At 60.6% G+C, this 12,723-nt stretch carries 15 protein-coding genes; 10 read left to right on the top strand and 5 right to left on the bottom strand.

Features of this window, described 5'->3' with window-relative positions:
- Positions 1-5 precede the first annotated feature (5 nt).
- Positions 6-1,370 carry a 30S ribosomal protein S12 methylthiotransferase RimO gene (rimO, locus tag P0N66_RS04825; protein WP_275802863.1) on the top strand — a complete coding sequence of 455 codons (1,365 nt, stop codon included), beginning with the start codon at positions 6-8 and terminating at the stop codon, positions 1,368-1,370.
- A gap of 131 nt (positions 1,371-1,501) precedes the next feature.
- Here rimO and P0N66_RS04820 read toward each other — a convergent pair whose 3' ends face one another.
- The 5 genes from P0N66_RS04820 to P0N66_RS04800 all read right to left on the bottom strand — a co-directional run bounded on the left by P0N66_RS04820 (position 1,502) and on the right by P0N66_RS04800 (position 5,426).
- A complete protein-coding gene (locus P0N66_RS04820) occupies positions 1,502-1,777 on the bottom strand; it encodes an HU family DNA-binding protein (protein ID WP_275802862.1) in 276 nt (91 codons plus the stop codon).
- A 241-nt stretch (positions 1,778-2,018) separates the two neighbouring features.
- Positions 2,019-2,741, bottom strand: a complete 723-nt coding sequence (locus P0N66_RS04815) for a pseudouridine synthase (RefSeq protein WP_275802861.1) — start codon at positions 2,739-2,741, stop codon at positions 2,019-2,021.
- 5 nt (positions 2,742-2,746) lie between these two features.
- The gene (locus P0N66_RS04810) at positions 2,747-3,181 is read right to left on the bottom strand and encodes a hypothetical protein (RefSeq protein WP_275802860.1); all 435 of its coding nucleotides are present in this window, start codon (positions 3,179-3,181) and stop codon (positions 2,747-2,749) included.
- Positions 3,182-3,276: 95 nt separating this feature from the next.
- Positions 3,277-5,052, bottom strand: coding sequence for a UbiD family decarboxylase (locus P0N66_RS04805; RefSeq protein WP_275802859.1), 1,776 nt, complete (start codon positions 5,050-5,052; stop codon positions 3,277-3,279).
- Positions 5,053-5,171: 119 nt separating this feature from the next.
- Entirely contained in the window at positions 5,172-5,426 is a 255-nt protein-coding gene (locus P0N66_RS04800; RefSeq protein ID WP_275802858.1) for a hypothetical protein, read from the bottom strand.
- A 57-nt stretch (positions 5,427-5,483) separates the two neighbouring features.
- On the opposite strand from P0N66_RS04800, the gene P0N66_RS04795 reads away from it, so the two are divergent.
- The 9 genes from P0N66_RS04795 to P0N66_RS04755 all read left to right on the top strand — a co-directional run bounded on the left by P0N66_RS04795 (position 5,484) and on the right by P0N66_RS04755 (position 12,693).
- Positions 5,484-6,227, top strand: coding sequence for a flagellar brake protein (locus tag P0N66_RS04795; protein WP_275802857.1), 744 nt, complete (start codon positions 5,484-5,486; stop codon positions 6,225-6,227).
- Positions 6,228-6,254: 27 nt separating this feature from the next.
- Complete coding sequence (locus tag P0N66_RS04790) at positions 6,255-6,938, top strand: precorrin-2 dehydrogenase/sirohydrochlorin ferrochelatase family protein (RefSeq protein ID WP_275802856.1); 684 nt, start codon at positions 6,255-6,257, stop codon at positions 6,936-6,938.
- Between the two features lie 24 nt (positions 6,939-6,962).
- The gene (gene ccsB, locus P0N66_RS04785; RefSeq protein ID WP_275802855.1) at positions 6,963-7,778 is read left to right on the top strand and encodes a c-type cytochrome biogenesis protein CcsB; all 816 of its coding nucleotides are present in this window, start codon (positions 6,963-6,965) and stop codon (positions 7,776-7,778) included.
- Positions 7,768-9,063: a glutamyl-tRNA reductase gene (gene hemA, locus P0N66_RS04780; protein WP_275802854.1), complete on the top strand. Its 1,296-nt coding sequence runs from the start codon at positions 7,768-7,770 to the stop codon at positions 9,061-9,063. The genes ccsB and hemA overlap by 11 nt, the downstream gene beginning before the upstream one ends.
- Positions 9,064-9,229: 166 nt before the next feature.
- Positions 9,230-9,367, top strand: a complete 138-nt coding sequence (rpmH, locus tag P0N66_RS04775) for a 50S ribosomal protein L34 (RefSeq protein ID WP_013164727.1) — start codon at positions 9,230-9,232, stop codon at positions 9,365-9,367.
- 15 nt (positions 9,368-9,382) lie between these two features.
- Positions 9,383-9,769: a ribonuclease P protein component gene (rnpA, locus tag P0N66_RS04770; RefSeq protein WP_275802853.1), complete on the top strand. Its 387-nt coding sequence runs from the start codon at positions 9,383-9,385 to the stop codon at positions 9,767-9,769.
- 89 nt (positions 9,770-9,858) lie between these two features.
- Complete coding sequence (gene yidD, locus P0N66_RS04765) at positions 9,859-10,071, top strand: membrane protein insertion efficiency factor YidD (protein WP_338140543.1); 213 nt, start codon at positions 9,859-9,861, stop codon at positions 10,069-10,071.
- A 17-nt stretch (positions 10,072-10,088) separates the two neighbouring features.
- Positions 10,089-11,771 carry a membrane protein insertase YidC gene (gene yidC, locus P0N66_RS04760; protein ID WP_275802851.1) on the top strand — a complete coding sequence of 561 codons (1,683 nt, stop codon included), beginning with the start codon at positions 10,089-10,091 and terminating at the stop codon, positions 11,769-11,771.
- 13 nt (positions 11,772-11,784) lie between these two features.
- Positions 11,785-12,693: a Jag family protein gene (locus tag P0N66_RS04755; protein WP_275802850.1), complete on the top strand. Its 909-nt coding sequence runs from the start codon at positions 11,785-11,787 to the stop codon at positions 12,691-12,693.
- The last annotated feature ends 30 nt before the right edge of the window (positions 12,694-12,723 follow it).

Raw genomic sequence — 12,723 nt, 5'->3', positions numbered from 1 at the left:
TAGCAATGAAAACCATTCATTTGACCAGCCTGGGATGTCCTAAAAACCTGGTGGATTCCGAGCTGATGCTGGGCCAGCTGGTGGCCGCCGGGCTACAGCCGGTAACTGAACCCGGCGAGGCTGATGTGCTGCTGGTAAACACCTGCGGCTTTATTCAATCGGCGGTGGAAGAGGGGATTGATACTATCCTGGGGCTGATTGAGCAGAAAAAATCCCCTGCCGTGCGGGTGGTGGTCTGCGGCTGCATGGTGCAGCGCTATGGCAGCAGCCTGGTGGGCGAGCTGCCCGAGGTGGACCTGTTTCTGGGGACCGAAGAGGTGGCCACCATTGCCCCCCGTCTGCAGGCCCTGGAGCATCAGCCCAGCGGCACCGGGGCGGCGGATTGGGTGCGCTACCTTCCGCAAGCTGGAACGCAGCGTTTTCTGCCCGACGCCAAACTGCCTCGCCAGTTGACCACCCCGCCCCACCGCGTTTACCTGAAAGTCACCGAAGGTTGCGGCAACCATTGTTCTTACTGCATGATCCCCGCCATTCGCGGCCCCCTGCGCAGCCGCCGGCCGGCGGATATTCTGCACGAGGCCCGGGCCCTGGCCGCTGCCGGGGTCAAGGAGCTGACCCTGGTGGCCCAGGATCTCACTGCCTACGGCCTGGATCTCGGTCCCGGCGGCCCCCGGCTGCCTTTGCTGCTCAAAGAATTGCACCGGGAGGTCCCCCAGGTGCCATGGATCCGCTTGCTTTATCTCTATCCTACCCGGGTCAGCGACGAGCTGCTGGAACTGGTGGCGGCGCACCCCCGCATTCTGCCTTATTTCGACATGCCTTTTCAGCATGTCTCCGATCCGGTGCTCAAAGCCATGAACCGCCCCTATGGCGAGCAACTGGTCCGCGAACTGGTGGCCAGGGTGCGCCGGCTGGTGCCGCGGGCGGTGATCCGCAGTACTTTCATGGTCGGTTTTCCCGGTGAACGGGAAGAGGATGTGGACCGCCTGGCGTCCTTTCTCAACGATTGCCGGCTGGAGCAGGTGGGGATGTTTATCTACTGCAACGAAGAGGGCAGTGCGGCCGCCACCCTGCCGGGGCAGGTGTCGGAGGAACTCAAAGAGCAGCGGTTTCAGCGCCTGATGGCGCTGCAATCGGATATTTCCCTGGCGGTCAATCAGGCCCGGGTGGGACAGGTGGAAGAGGTGCTGGTGGAAGGGGTGAGCGGTGAAACCGAGTTACTGCTTGAGGGCCGGGGGTGGTTTCAGGCTCCGGAAATCGATGGCTGCGTGTACATTAACGAGGGTAACTGCCGGGCCGGGGACTTGGTTCGGGTGCTGATCAGTGAGGCCCATCCATACGATCTGGTAGGCGGTATTGTCAGCGAGTAACTATCCAGCTCATTCTGGCACGTAACTGAACGGACGTGCCCCAGGTTGCGGTAAGCCAAGTCGGCGTAGCGTGCATCCGGTACTCAAGCCGACCTGATCACCGCAAGATGGAGTGCTGCCGGACAGTTACGTCAGCGATTGAGTTTTTCCCTCAACTCCTTGCCAACCTTGAAAAAGGGCATTTTTTTGGGGGGAACACTGATTTTTTCTCCGGTTTTGGGGTTGCGGCCGTGATATGAGTCGTAATCCTTGACCACAAAGCTGCCAAAACCGCGGATTTCAATGTTTTCACCGCGGGCCATGGCCGCCGTCATTGCTTCCAGGATGGTCCCGGTCACGGCACCGGCTTCGCGGACCGGAAGCTCGGTATTCTGCGCCAAAGCTGCGATCAGTTCCGACTTGTTCATGGTTTCCTTCCTCCGTAACCTTTCACCAGGCCCCAAGACCTGCTCTTTCAGCGAGCCGTAAGCGCTCAGCAGTACGGCACCTTTGGTCTTGTGGCCAGGACCCCCGACAACGGCCGCTCAACCTTCGAGGCCAAGAGATAATATCAAGTTATGTAATACATCTATCTTTTTCGATGTGCTAATGCAAAAGATATTTGTTGGCGGTCCGATTTTTTGCGATTCTCCGGCAACGGCGGTCCATTTATTTGGCCGCCGGCCGGAAGAGCATTTTGAGGTCTTCGGGGCCCAGCCGACGATACTGGCCGCTGGCCAAAGAGCCCAGCCGCAGGCCACCGTAAGCCACTCTTTTGAGGTGCAGGACCGGATGACTGATGGCGGCAAACATCTTGCGAACCTGCCGTTTACGCCCTTCGTGGATGATGACCTCCAGGGTGGTGGTCTCCTGGTTGCGGCGCAGTTCCCGAATCCTGGCCGGCCAGGTGCGATGTCCTTCCAGCACGATCCCCCGGCGCAGTTGCTGCAAAGCGTCCCGGTCGGGGTGGCCTTTGACGGTGGCGAGGTAAGTGCGGTTGATCTGGCGGCTGGGGTGGAGGATGTTGTGGGCCAGTTCGCCGTCGTTGGTCAGCAGCAGGGCCCCTTCGGTGTCCAGGTCAAGGCGCCCCACCGGAAAGAGGCGCAACCCGGGTTCATTGAGCAGCGAGGTGACGATGGGCCGGCCTTGGGGGTCGGCCATGGTGGTAACGTAACCGGCCGGTTTATTGAGCAGGACGGTGAGTTTTTGGTTTGGCGGGGTCACCGACCGGCCGTCGAAGGTTACCCGCTGGCGCTCGGGGTCGATGGTTTGCCCCATCTTTTCCACCGGTTGGCCGTCCACCTTCACCCGGCCCTGGGCGATATACTCTTCCGCCTTGCGCCGGGAGGCCACCCCCGCCCGGGCTAGAAATTTCTGTAGCCGCTCAGTCATTTAGTTTAATGATAGTCTCCTCGGCGGTACTTGGCGGTTTCCAGGAAGGAAACGGTGGCCACTTCTTCCAGAATCTTAGCCAGAGGCTCCTGTTCCGGCAGTTCGCTTTTCAGGTCCAGCATGGCGGCTACTTTGGTTTCCAGGACACTGACGTAGGGTTCCAACTCATCGGCCCGCAAGGCTGGGTTGTCCAGGGCGCGGCTGAAGGCATCCAGGGTGGCGATGGCGTTTTCGGAAAGCTCCAGGCTCTCCAGGCGCAACCGGGACGGTACCGGCCCGGTTGCTGTGGCGGTTTGGTTGATGTCGCCGGTGGGGGTTGTGCTGTCGGCCCCCCGCAGGTGGCTTTGCAGGACGGCGGCAAAGTCGGTGCCGCCGGCCGGGCCGGAAGTTTGTTGCCGACCGGGGATTGACTGCTGTTGCAGGATATCGCTGATTTTCATCGGGTTTGCCTCGGAATGCTGATTCAAACGTCAACGCGGTTAGTTGTCACTATACCTCATCGGTTGCTGGTGCGTCAAACATGAGCAAAACCTGCTTAATATCCCGGCAGGATTTTGGGCATTTTGCCGTCCACCAGCGCTTTGGTGGCCGGATCCACTTCCAGTATCGGCGGGTACCAGGGTTTCATCCGGCAGTCGAAGACCACCGGCGGGGTGAGGCCCTGGTGGAAACGGCGCACGGTTTCGCACCCGGCGGCGTGGATGTCGGCGGCCGGCTCAAAGCGGGTGAAAAAGGTCCAGATGAATTCCTGCAGGTTGACCGTGGCGGACGCCAGGTCATCGACCAGCACCACCACCGGCCAGTCCGCCACCCCGGCATGGGCGGCCAGGCGGCCGGGCAGCTCCCGGTCCTGCTCGTAACCATGCCCTTGGACTACCAGGGTGCCGGGCAGCATCGCCTTGGCCCGGTCGCAACCTTGGGGGAGGGAGCCCTGGAACTCTTCGGGTAGCACCCGTCGGGCTTCTTTGCCCAGCCCCAGCAACATGGCCTTGGAGCCGAAGTTGACCGAGGGACCGGTGTAGTCCAGGGTGTCCTGGGAGACATTGGCAAAGACGAAAAGATCGGTGCGCCAGTCCACCCGTTCCAGGATGTGGCGCCACAGGGCGGGGAAATCGGCCACGTCCAGATCACCGTCGGTGACGATGAGGAATTTGGTCAGCGACAGCTGCCCCTCGCCCAGGATCCGCAAGCCGGAGGCAAAGGCCTCGCGGGGGTAACGGTCGGTGACCCGGGCTGCGGCCAGGCAGTGAAAACCAGCCTCGCCGAAGGTTTTGAGCTGGCGCACGCCGCTCATCACCAGGGGAAAGAGCGGCGAGAGCAGATCCTGGAGAAAATCGCCGATGAAAAAATCCTCCTGCTTGGGCCGACCCACCACGGTGGCGGGGTAGATGGCATCCCGGCGATGATAGAGCCGCTGGGCTTGGAAAATCGGGTAGTCGTGGGTCAGGGAGTTGTAGCCGTAATGGTCGCCAAAAGGGCCTTCAGGGCGCCGCACATGGGGCGGCACCACGCCCTTGACGGCAAACTCGGCATTGGCCACCAGGGGGTGGCCGCCCTCGGGGTCGGCGGTGATGGGCAGTTTTTTGCCCAGCAGCAGGGAGGCCAACAGCAGTTCGGGAATATTTTCCGGCAGCGGGGCGATGGCTGCCAGCATCAGGGCCGGCGGGCCGCCGATATAAAGGGTCATGGGCAGCGCCTCATGGCGCTTTTCCGCCTCGTGGTAGTGGTAGCCGCCGCCTTTATGGATCTGCCAGTGAATGCCGGTGGTGGTGTCGTCGAAACGCTGAATCCGGTACATCCCCAGGTTGTGGCCTCGGCCCAGGGGATCTTCAGTGTAAACCAGGGGCAGGGTAACGAAGGCGCCGCCGTCGCTGTGCCAGGAGGTCAGCAGGGGCAGATCGTTGAGCCTGGGCGGGGTCTGCCGGTTGGCTAAAATCGGGGCGCGGCTGGTTCTTTTCAGGCCGATACCGGCGGCCTGGTGCAACAGGCCGCGTTTCTGCCACAGCTTGCCCAGGGTCGGAGGGAGCATGGTTTCCACGGTATGCACCAGGTCCTGGACAAACTTTACCGGCCGGCGGCCAAAGGCCAGTTCCATGCGCCGGGCAGTGCCAAAGAGGTTGGTAACCACCGGGAAGCCGCTGCCTTTGACGTTGGTGAAAAACAGCGCCGGGCCGCCGGCGACGATCACCCGACGGTGGATTTCGGCGATTTCCAGGTAGGGGTCAACCTCTTCCTCGATGGTGATAATTTCCTTCTCCCGGCGGAGTATTTCGATAAACTGTCGCAGGTCATGGATAACAGGTTCACGCATGGTCTTTTTTCTCCTGGTCTGGTCGGTCGCCGGGGTGGGAGTTGCATCTTGCGTCGGCCGGCAAAAGTGGGTAGTGTGGTAACCTTGGTTGCCGCCGCACTGGCTTATCCGGGTTGGGCTTAATCCGCTTGTGGCTGGTCGTCTTGGGTGAACAACCGGTGATACTCGGCATCGTTAAGATGTTTTTGCATCATCGCGGTTAAAAAATCAAGGACGGCGGCGATTTCCTCATCGCTGAGTCGGGGGATCAGGACGGCCAGCAGTTCGGGTCGGGAAAAGCGCTGGATCATAGCGGCCAATGAGGCCTCGTCGGTTGGTCGGTCCATCCCGAAGCAGATTTGTTCAAGGGGGAGGGTGAGGCGAGGGCTGTTCATCGGGGTATCTCCTAAAGCCTTCCGGGGCTCGGTACAGGCAAAGAAAATTTTAAATTTATGATGGCCAAAGCAAACACATCTGCGGAGGACAAGGCGTTGCTCAGCGGTTGGGTCGATTTCGGGGACGGGGTTCATGCTACCCGATCTCCGCAAATTATCCAACAGGCACTCGACGCCATCATCCGTCAGCATATCTTTTGTATTGTGGTGGCCAAGGGCTACGAATCCGGCAAGGTGGTACTGCTGGAGCATGACGACCATCGTATCGTGCTGGATCGCCCCACCGACTGGCCGGCGGAGATGTCCCCCCAGCCGCTACGGGTCATTTTCAAGGACCGCGGTCAGCTGTGGAACAAGTTTGTTGTCGATCTGCTTGAGGTGACCGAAGACAGCCTGATCACCTCCATGCCCACCAAGTATGTGCGGCTGCAACGCCGTGATAATTACCGGGTGGAGGTCCCGCGGGGCAGCACGGTGCTGTTTCGGCATCGTGGCGACCTGAAGGAATTCGGCATTGAAAATATCAGCGCCAACGGCGGGCTGTTTGTCAGCCCCAGCCGTAGAATTAACCTCCCGGTGGGAGATATGCTCACCGATATCGTCATGCATTTCCCCGCGGACGACAAGCAGGGGGTGGAGGTTCGAATCGGGGAAGGCCGGGTGGTGCGGAGTTGTGACAATGACCGGCGAGAACTCTGTTTCGGGGTGCAGTTTCTGATCAAAAACCGGGAAGAGAAGGACCTGATGCAGTACGTCCGCCAGCGGGAGCGAGAGATGCTGCGCAAAGGGATGGCGGATTAGGTGGCGAGGATTGGCGAGGGTTAATTGATGGGTTTTTTTCCGGTTTGTTTGCAGCTTGAGCAGCGGCCCTGTATCGTGGTGGGCGGTGGAGAGGTGGCTCGGCGTAAAGTGGAGGGGCTGTTGGCCTGTGGCGCGGCGGTAAAGGTGGTCAGCCCGCAATTGCAGGGCGACCTGGCCCGACGTCAGGCGGCCGGCGAGATTGACTGGCTGGCCCGGGAATACCGGGAAGGTGACCTGGCCGGCGCTTTTCTGGTGATTGCCGCCACTGACGACCAGGATGTGCAGGCCCGGGTGCACGCTGAGGCCGAGCGGGACAACCTGCTGCTGAACGTGGCCGATGTGCCCAAGTGGTGCAACTTGATCCTGCCGGCGGTGGTCAGACGAGGCGAGATGACCATTGCCATCTCCACCGGCGGGGCCAGTCCGGCACTGGCGGGTAAGCTGCGGCGGGAGCTGGAGGAATGTTTTGGTTTTGAATACGAGGCGCTGCTGTGCCTGCTGGCCGCCTTGCGGCCTTTGGTGCTGGCCCGGGGCGGTGACCACCGGGAAAACAAAAAACTGTTCAAGGCTCTGGTGGCGCCGGACCTGGCAGCCTGGATCCGGGAGGGGCGCTGGGAGCAATTAGGGGAACATGTGCGGGTTACGCTGGGCGGTGATGACTTGCTGGCCTGCGTGGAGGAGTTGCAGCGCCGTTATGCCGGATCGGATTAACTTACTTTTATGAGGGTATAAAATATGGATATCCTTTTTCAGGCGGTTTTTGCCCTGTACCTGGGGGCCACCATCACCGCCTTGGTCTGTTTTTTCAACCTTAATCAGCGCCTGCGTCTTATGGCCCGGGGCCTGCTGGGGACGGCGGCGGTGCTGCACACCGCTTATCTGCTGATCCGCTACTTTGCCGCCGGGCATACCCCGGTGGCCAGCAGCCATGAGGCGGTCTCCTTTTTTGCCTGGTCTCTGACCATGGCCTACCTGGCCTTTCGCTGGCGTTACCGGGTGAAGAATTTTGCTGCCTTTGTCTTGCCTCTGATTGCCCTGCTGATGCTGGTTGCCCTCTTTTCTCCCGCCCGTCTGGTGGACCTGCCGCCGGCCATGCAGAGTTGGTGGCTGCCGGTGCATGGCATGATCGCCCTGATGGCTAACGCCTTCCTGGCCCTGGCTTTTTGCGGCGGCATTATGTACCTGCTGCAGGAGCGGGAGATCAAGCGTAAACGGATGGGGTTTTTCTCCGAACGCCTGCCCTCGCTGGAAGCTCTGGATAACCTCAACCAGCACTGCCTGAGCATTGGCTTCCCATTGCTGACCCTGGGGATCATCACCGGTTCGCTGTGGGCTCGCCAGGCTTGGGGCACCTACTGGCAATGGGACCCCAAAGAGGTCTGGTCTTTGATTACCTGGCTGATCTACGCTGCCATGATCCACCAGCGCTTCACCGTCGGCTGGCGGCGGCGGCGGGCGGCGATCATGGCCATTGTCGGCTTTGCCGCAGTGTTGTTCACCCTGTGGGGGGTTAATTTGTTTTTGGGAGGGGTTCATACCTATGCTGGCTGAGAAAATTTCCTGCCTGGGGGTGAATCATCAGACCGCGCCGGTGGAGATCCGTGAAAAGATGGCCTTTTCCGGCGACTGCCTCAACCCCTTGGTGCAGATTAAAGAGATTCCCGGCTGTGACGAATGCTGCTTTCTGTCCACCTGCAACCGGGTGGAGGTACTGCTGGTGGCCGAACCGGAAGCGGCCACCATTGCCTCCGTACGGGAGTTTCTCTTTGCCGGCAGTGGGCTGAGCGCTGCCGAGGCGGAGAAATACTCATACCTGCGAACCGGCGAGGCGGCAATCAATCACGTCTTTCGGGTGGCTTCCAGCCTGGATTCCATGGTCTTAGGGGAACCCCAGATCCTGGGGCAACTCAAGGATGCCTATCGGCTGGCCATGGAGCACCAGGCCACCGGGCCGATTCTTCATCGCCTGCTGAGTAAGTCCTTTTCAGTGGCCAAACGTATTCGTACCGAAACCAGCATCGGCAGCAGCGCGGTTTCCATCAGTTACGCGGCGGTGCAACTGGCCCGCAAGATTCTGGGTGATCTCACCGGTAAGACGGTGCTGCTGGCTGGGGCCGGCGAGATGGCTGAATTGGCCGCCGAACATCTGCTGGCCCAGGGGATAGGCAAAGTAGTGGTGGCCAACCGCACCCTGGAGCGGGCGGTGTCGCTGGCCCGGCGGTTCAACGGCGAGGCTGCGGCTTTAACCGAGCTGGTGCCCCGGCTGGCCGAGGCCGACATCCTGATCAGTTCCACCGGCTCGCCGGATATGATCCTGCGCCGGGATGACATGGCGCCACTGATGCGGCAGCGCTATAACCGGCCCGTTTTCCTGATCGATATCGCCGTGCCCCGCGACCTGGACCCGGGGCTGAACGATCTGGATAATATTTATCTTTACGATATTGACGATCTGCAGCAGGTGGTGGAGGTTAACAAGGGCGAGCGGCGGCGTGAGGCTGATCGGGCCGAACGGATCGTCGCGGAGGAGACCATTAAGTTTCTTCAGTGGCTGGAGAATATGGAGTTGGCTCCCACCATCACCGAACTGCGTTGCCGGGCCGATGAGTTGCGCCAGGCGGAGTTGGGTCGCACCCTGGCGGCCATGCCGGGGCTTACCCCGGAGCAGCATAAGGCGGTGGTGAAAATGAGTAGTGCTTTGGTCAAAAAGCTGTTGCACCATCCCATGCTGTTTCTGAAAAGCGCTGAAAAGCCGGAAGATAAAAGACGTAACCTGCTGGTTTTGAGAAAGGTATTCGGCTTGGATAACGGTGATAACGGCCCGACCGGGCGTTGAGCGGCGGGGCAAGACTTTTTCCGGCGTTGACAAACCGCTGCCGGTCGGATAAGTTCTCCCGTTTATCGCATTTTTGAGATCATGTCCGCGCTGGTTTTCCGCTCGGGGGCTGTAACCTCCCGACCGGAACCGGCATTTTTAATGATTGCCTGAAGGAAGATTAGTCATGAGCAAGAGAACTTACCAACCCAGCAACACCAAGCGGCACCGGACCCATGGCTTTCGGGTACGGATGAGCACCAAAAACGGCCGGGCGGTGATCAACCGTCGGCGGGCCAAGGGTCGCAAACGGCTGGCGGTATAAGGCCGGCGGCGGCCGATGTCGGTTATGGCATCCTGCACTCTGCCCAAGTCCGCCCTGATCAGAAAACCCGGCGAGTACCGGCGGATTTACGCCCAGGGCCGGCGGGTACGCGGAGACAGTTTCGCCCTGGTATACCGGATGGCGACCAGCACCGTCGGCGCCCGGCTGGGGATCAGTGTCTCCGGGGTCAAATCGGCGGTGCGGCGCAACCGGATTAAGCGGATCATCCGGGAGTTGTTCCGGTTGAACCGACCGGAGCTGCATCCTTCCCTGGAGTTGGTGTTCACTGTGCGCCGGGATTTTAAGCCGGGTTCACCTGCGGCGGTGGCGGCAGCTTTGCGACGGCCGATAACGGGGCGGCAGGAGCTGGCCGGTTTGAGTCGGGCGCCGGGGGTCGGATGATGAAGGTCCATCTTCCCCTTGATACCCCTCCCGACCGCCCCCCGGCGTTAAAGTCCCGCTCCGGGTACCGTTGGTACGCCTTTCAGTCCCTGCCGCGCCGTGGCTGCCTGTTGCTGGTGCGTTTTTACCAGTTGGCCATCTCTCCGCTTTTTCCCCCCAGTTGCCGCTTCGTACCAAGCTGTTCCCAGTACGCCCTGGAGGCTATCACTCTGTACGGGGTGTGGCGCGGCGGCTTCATGGCGGTGAAAAGAATCCTGCGCTGCCATCCCTTCAGCACCGGTGGTTTTGATCCGGTCAAGTAATAAGGAACTCCTCGGTTATGGATAATTATCGTGCTCTGATCGCCATTGTGTTGTCCATGGCGGTGCTGTTGATTTACCAGTTTCTCTTCATGCCTGCTCCCGCGCCGGTGCCTGAACAGCCGACGGAAACCGAGCGGCTGGCTGCTGAGCCGTCCACGGGTGCCGCCCCCGTTTCACCGGCTGAGCTTGTTGCTCCGGGAGCGATGGAGCCGGGGCAGCAACCGGTGGATGTGGCCACTTTGCTTGGTCCCGGCGATCGGGCCCGGGAAATTCGAGTGGAAACCGACCTCTACACGGCGGTGATTTCCGAAGCCGGCGGGACATTGCGGAGTTTCCTGGTCAATGAATTTCGGGAAAGCGTTGCTCCCGGCTCACCGCCCAAGGACTTGGTGCGGGTGGAGCCCGAAGATGGGCTGCCGCTGCTGTTTTCATGGGGAGTGGAGCCCGGCCGGGCGGAAATGTTGCACTTTACCGCCGACCAGGATCGCCTGGTGGTGGGCCAGGGGCAGGAACGCACTCTGACCATGCGGGCCCAGTCGCCGCTGGGGTTGGAGTTCATTCGCACCTACACCTTCCGGGATGGCGATTACCTGATCGACGTGGCGGTGGAGGTGATTAACCGGGGCGAGGTGCCGCTGCAGGGGGCGCCATATTTGACCCTGGCAAATCGGCCTTTCGTGGAAAAGGGCGATCCTCTGGAGCATTTTCTCTTTACCGGTCCGGCGGCCCTGGTGGACAACGAGGTGCAGCAGGTCAAGGTTAAGGACCTGGCCGATGAACGGGCCGGGCGCAGTTTCACCGGCCGGGTGCGTTGGGCCGGCTATCATGATTCCTATTTTCTCACCAGCATTATTCCCCTGGAGGTCGCGCAGGCCACGGCCCACTTTTCTTCCCGCCGGGATGACCTGGTTACCACGGTGCTGGCCTCGGCGGCGGATATCATCCCCGCCGGCGGAGCGCACCGTTATAATTACCAGGTCTACTTCGGGCCCAAGAAGCTCACCCTGCTCAATGAATTGGGGCATGAGCTGGCCCGTTCGGTCAACTTCGGCTGGTTCGATTTCCTGGCTCGGCCGACCTTTTATCTGCTCAATTTTCTATACGGCCTGGTGGGCAACTACGGGGTGGCTATTATTCTGGTGACCATCATCATCAAGGCTGCTTTCTGGCCCCTGACCCATAAGGGGCTGAAGTCCATGAAGGTGATGCAGAAGATTCAGCCCAAAATGACCAAACTGCGGGAGAAGTACAAGGACGACAAGCAGCGTCAGCAGCAGGAGATGCTCAAGCTGTACCAGACCTACAAGGTCAACCCCCTGGGTGGTTGCCTGCCCATGCTGCTGCAGATTCCGGTCTTTTTTGCCCTGTACAAGGTGCTGCTGCAGTCCATCGAACTGCGCCATGCGCCTTTCATGCTCTGGATCAACGACCTTTCCGCCCCAGACCGGCTCTATATTGGCTTTGACATACCTTGGTTGGGCGGCATTCCGGTACTGACCCTGTTTATGGCCCTGAGCATGTTCGTGCAGCAGAAGATGACTCCCATTTCCGATCCCATGCAGGCGAGGATTATGCTTTTTCTGCCGGTGGTCTTCTTTTTCCTGTTTCTCAACTTTGCCTCGGGGCTGGTCCTTTACTGGTTCATCAACAACGTGTTGACCATCGCCCAGCAATACATGATTTATCGCCAGAAAGATTAGGGGGTAGCTCGTGATGAGTACTTTGATGGAATATAAAGGGGCCGATGTTGAGCAGGCCGTTGCCGGAGCTTGCAGCGCCCTGGGAGTGCCCCGGGAAGCCCTGGAGATTCAGGTGATCAACACCGGATCGGCGGGTATTTTCGGCATCGGGCGCCGCCAGGCGGTGATTCGGGTCGGCTTGCGGCAGGAGCCCGGAGCGGTTGAGGAAGAGAACGGGGCCGCCCCGGCTGCTGGCCGGGAAGAAGCCGCGTCCGAAGCTGCCGATGAATTGCGGCAAGAAAATGCCGGGACGGCCTCTGGCCGGCCAGGAAAAGGCAAACCGGCTGCGGCGAAAGGGCCGGCCAGTGCCAAAGCAGAGCAGAAATCGAAAAGGGCGGGGCGAGCTGCCGTCGACCAGCCGTGGGCCGCCAGGGACCCGATGGAACCCTTGAGTACCGGGGAGTTGGAGGCGGTGCAGAACACCATCTCCCGGCTTTTGGAGCTGAGTGTTGGTCCCGCCCGGGTTCGGCTGCAGCAGGATCAAAACAGCGGTAAACTGCTGGCTGATCTGGAGGTTGAAGACGGCGTCGGCCGCGATCGGCTGGTCGGTCCCCAAGGCCAGACCCTGGAAGCCCTGCAGTACCTGTTGCGCAAGATGGTGAGCAAGCAACTGGGCAAAAGGGTGGCGCTGGAACTGGATGCCGCCGGCTTCCGGGCTGAGCGCCGGGCGCTGCTGGAAGACCGGGCCCGCGAGTTGGCTGCAGAAGCGAAGAGCAGCGGCAAAACCAGGACCATGGCGGCCATGGGGCCGGCCGAAAGGCGCATTGTGCATCTGGCCCTGCAGGGCGACAGTGAAGTGCGCAGCCGCAGTGTGGGGGAAGGGATTTTCAAAAAAATTATAATACATCCTCCCGGCAAAGCTCGCCGCCGACGAAAACGTTAAGCTGTATATTTTATTGCCGGGGATGCCCGG

This window comes from Desulfurivibrio dismutans (genome assembly GCF_029210385.1).
GTDB classification, from domain to species: Bacteria; Desulfobacterota; Desulfobulbia; order Desulfobulbales; family Desulfurivibrionaceae; genus Desulfurivibrio; species Desulfurivibrio dismutans.
The sequence above is the reverse complement of the archived record's forward strand: the minus strand, read 5'-3'. Positions and strand labels throughout refer to the sequence as shown.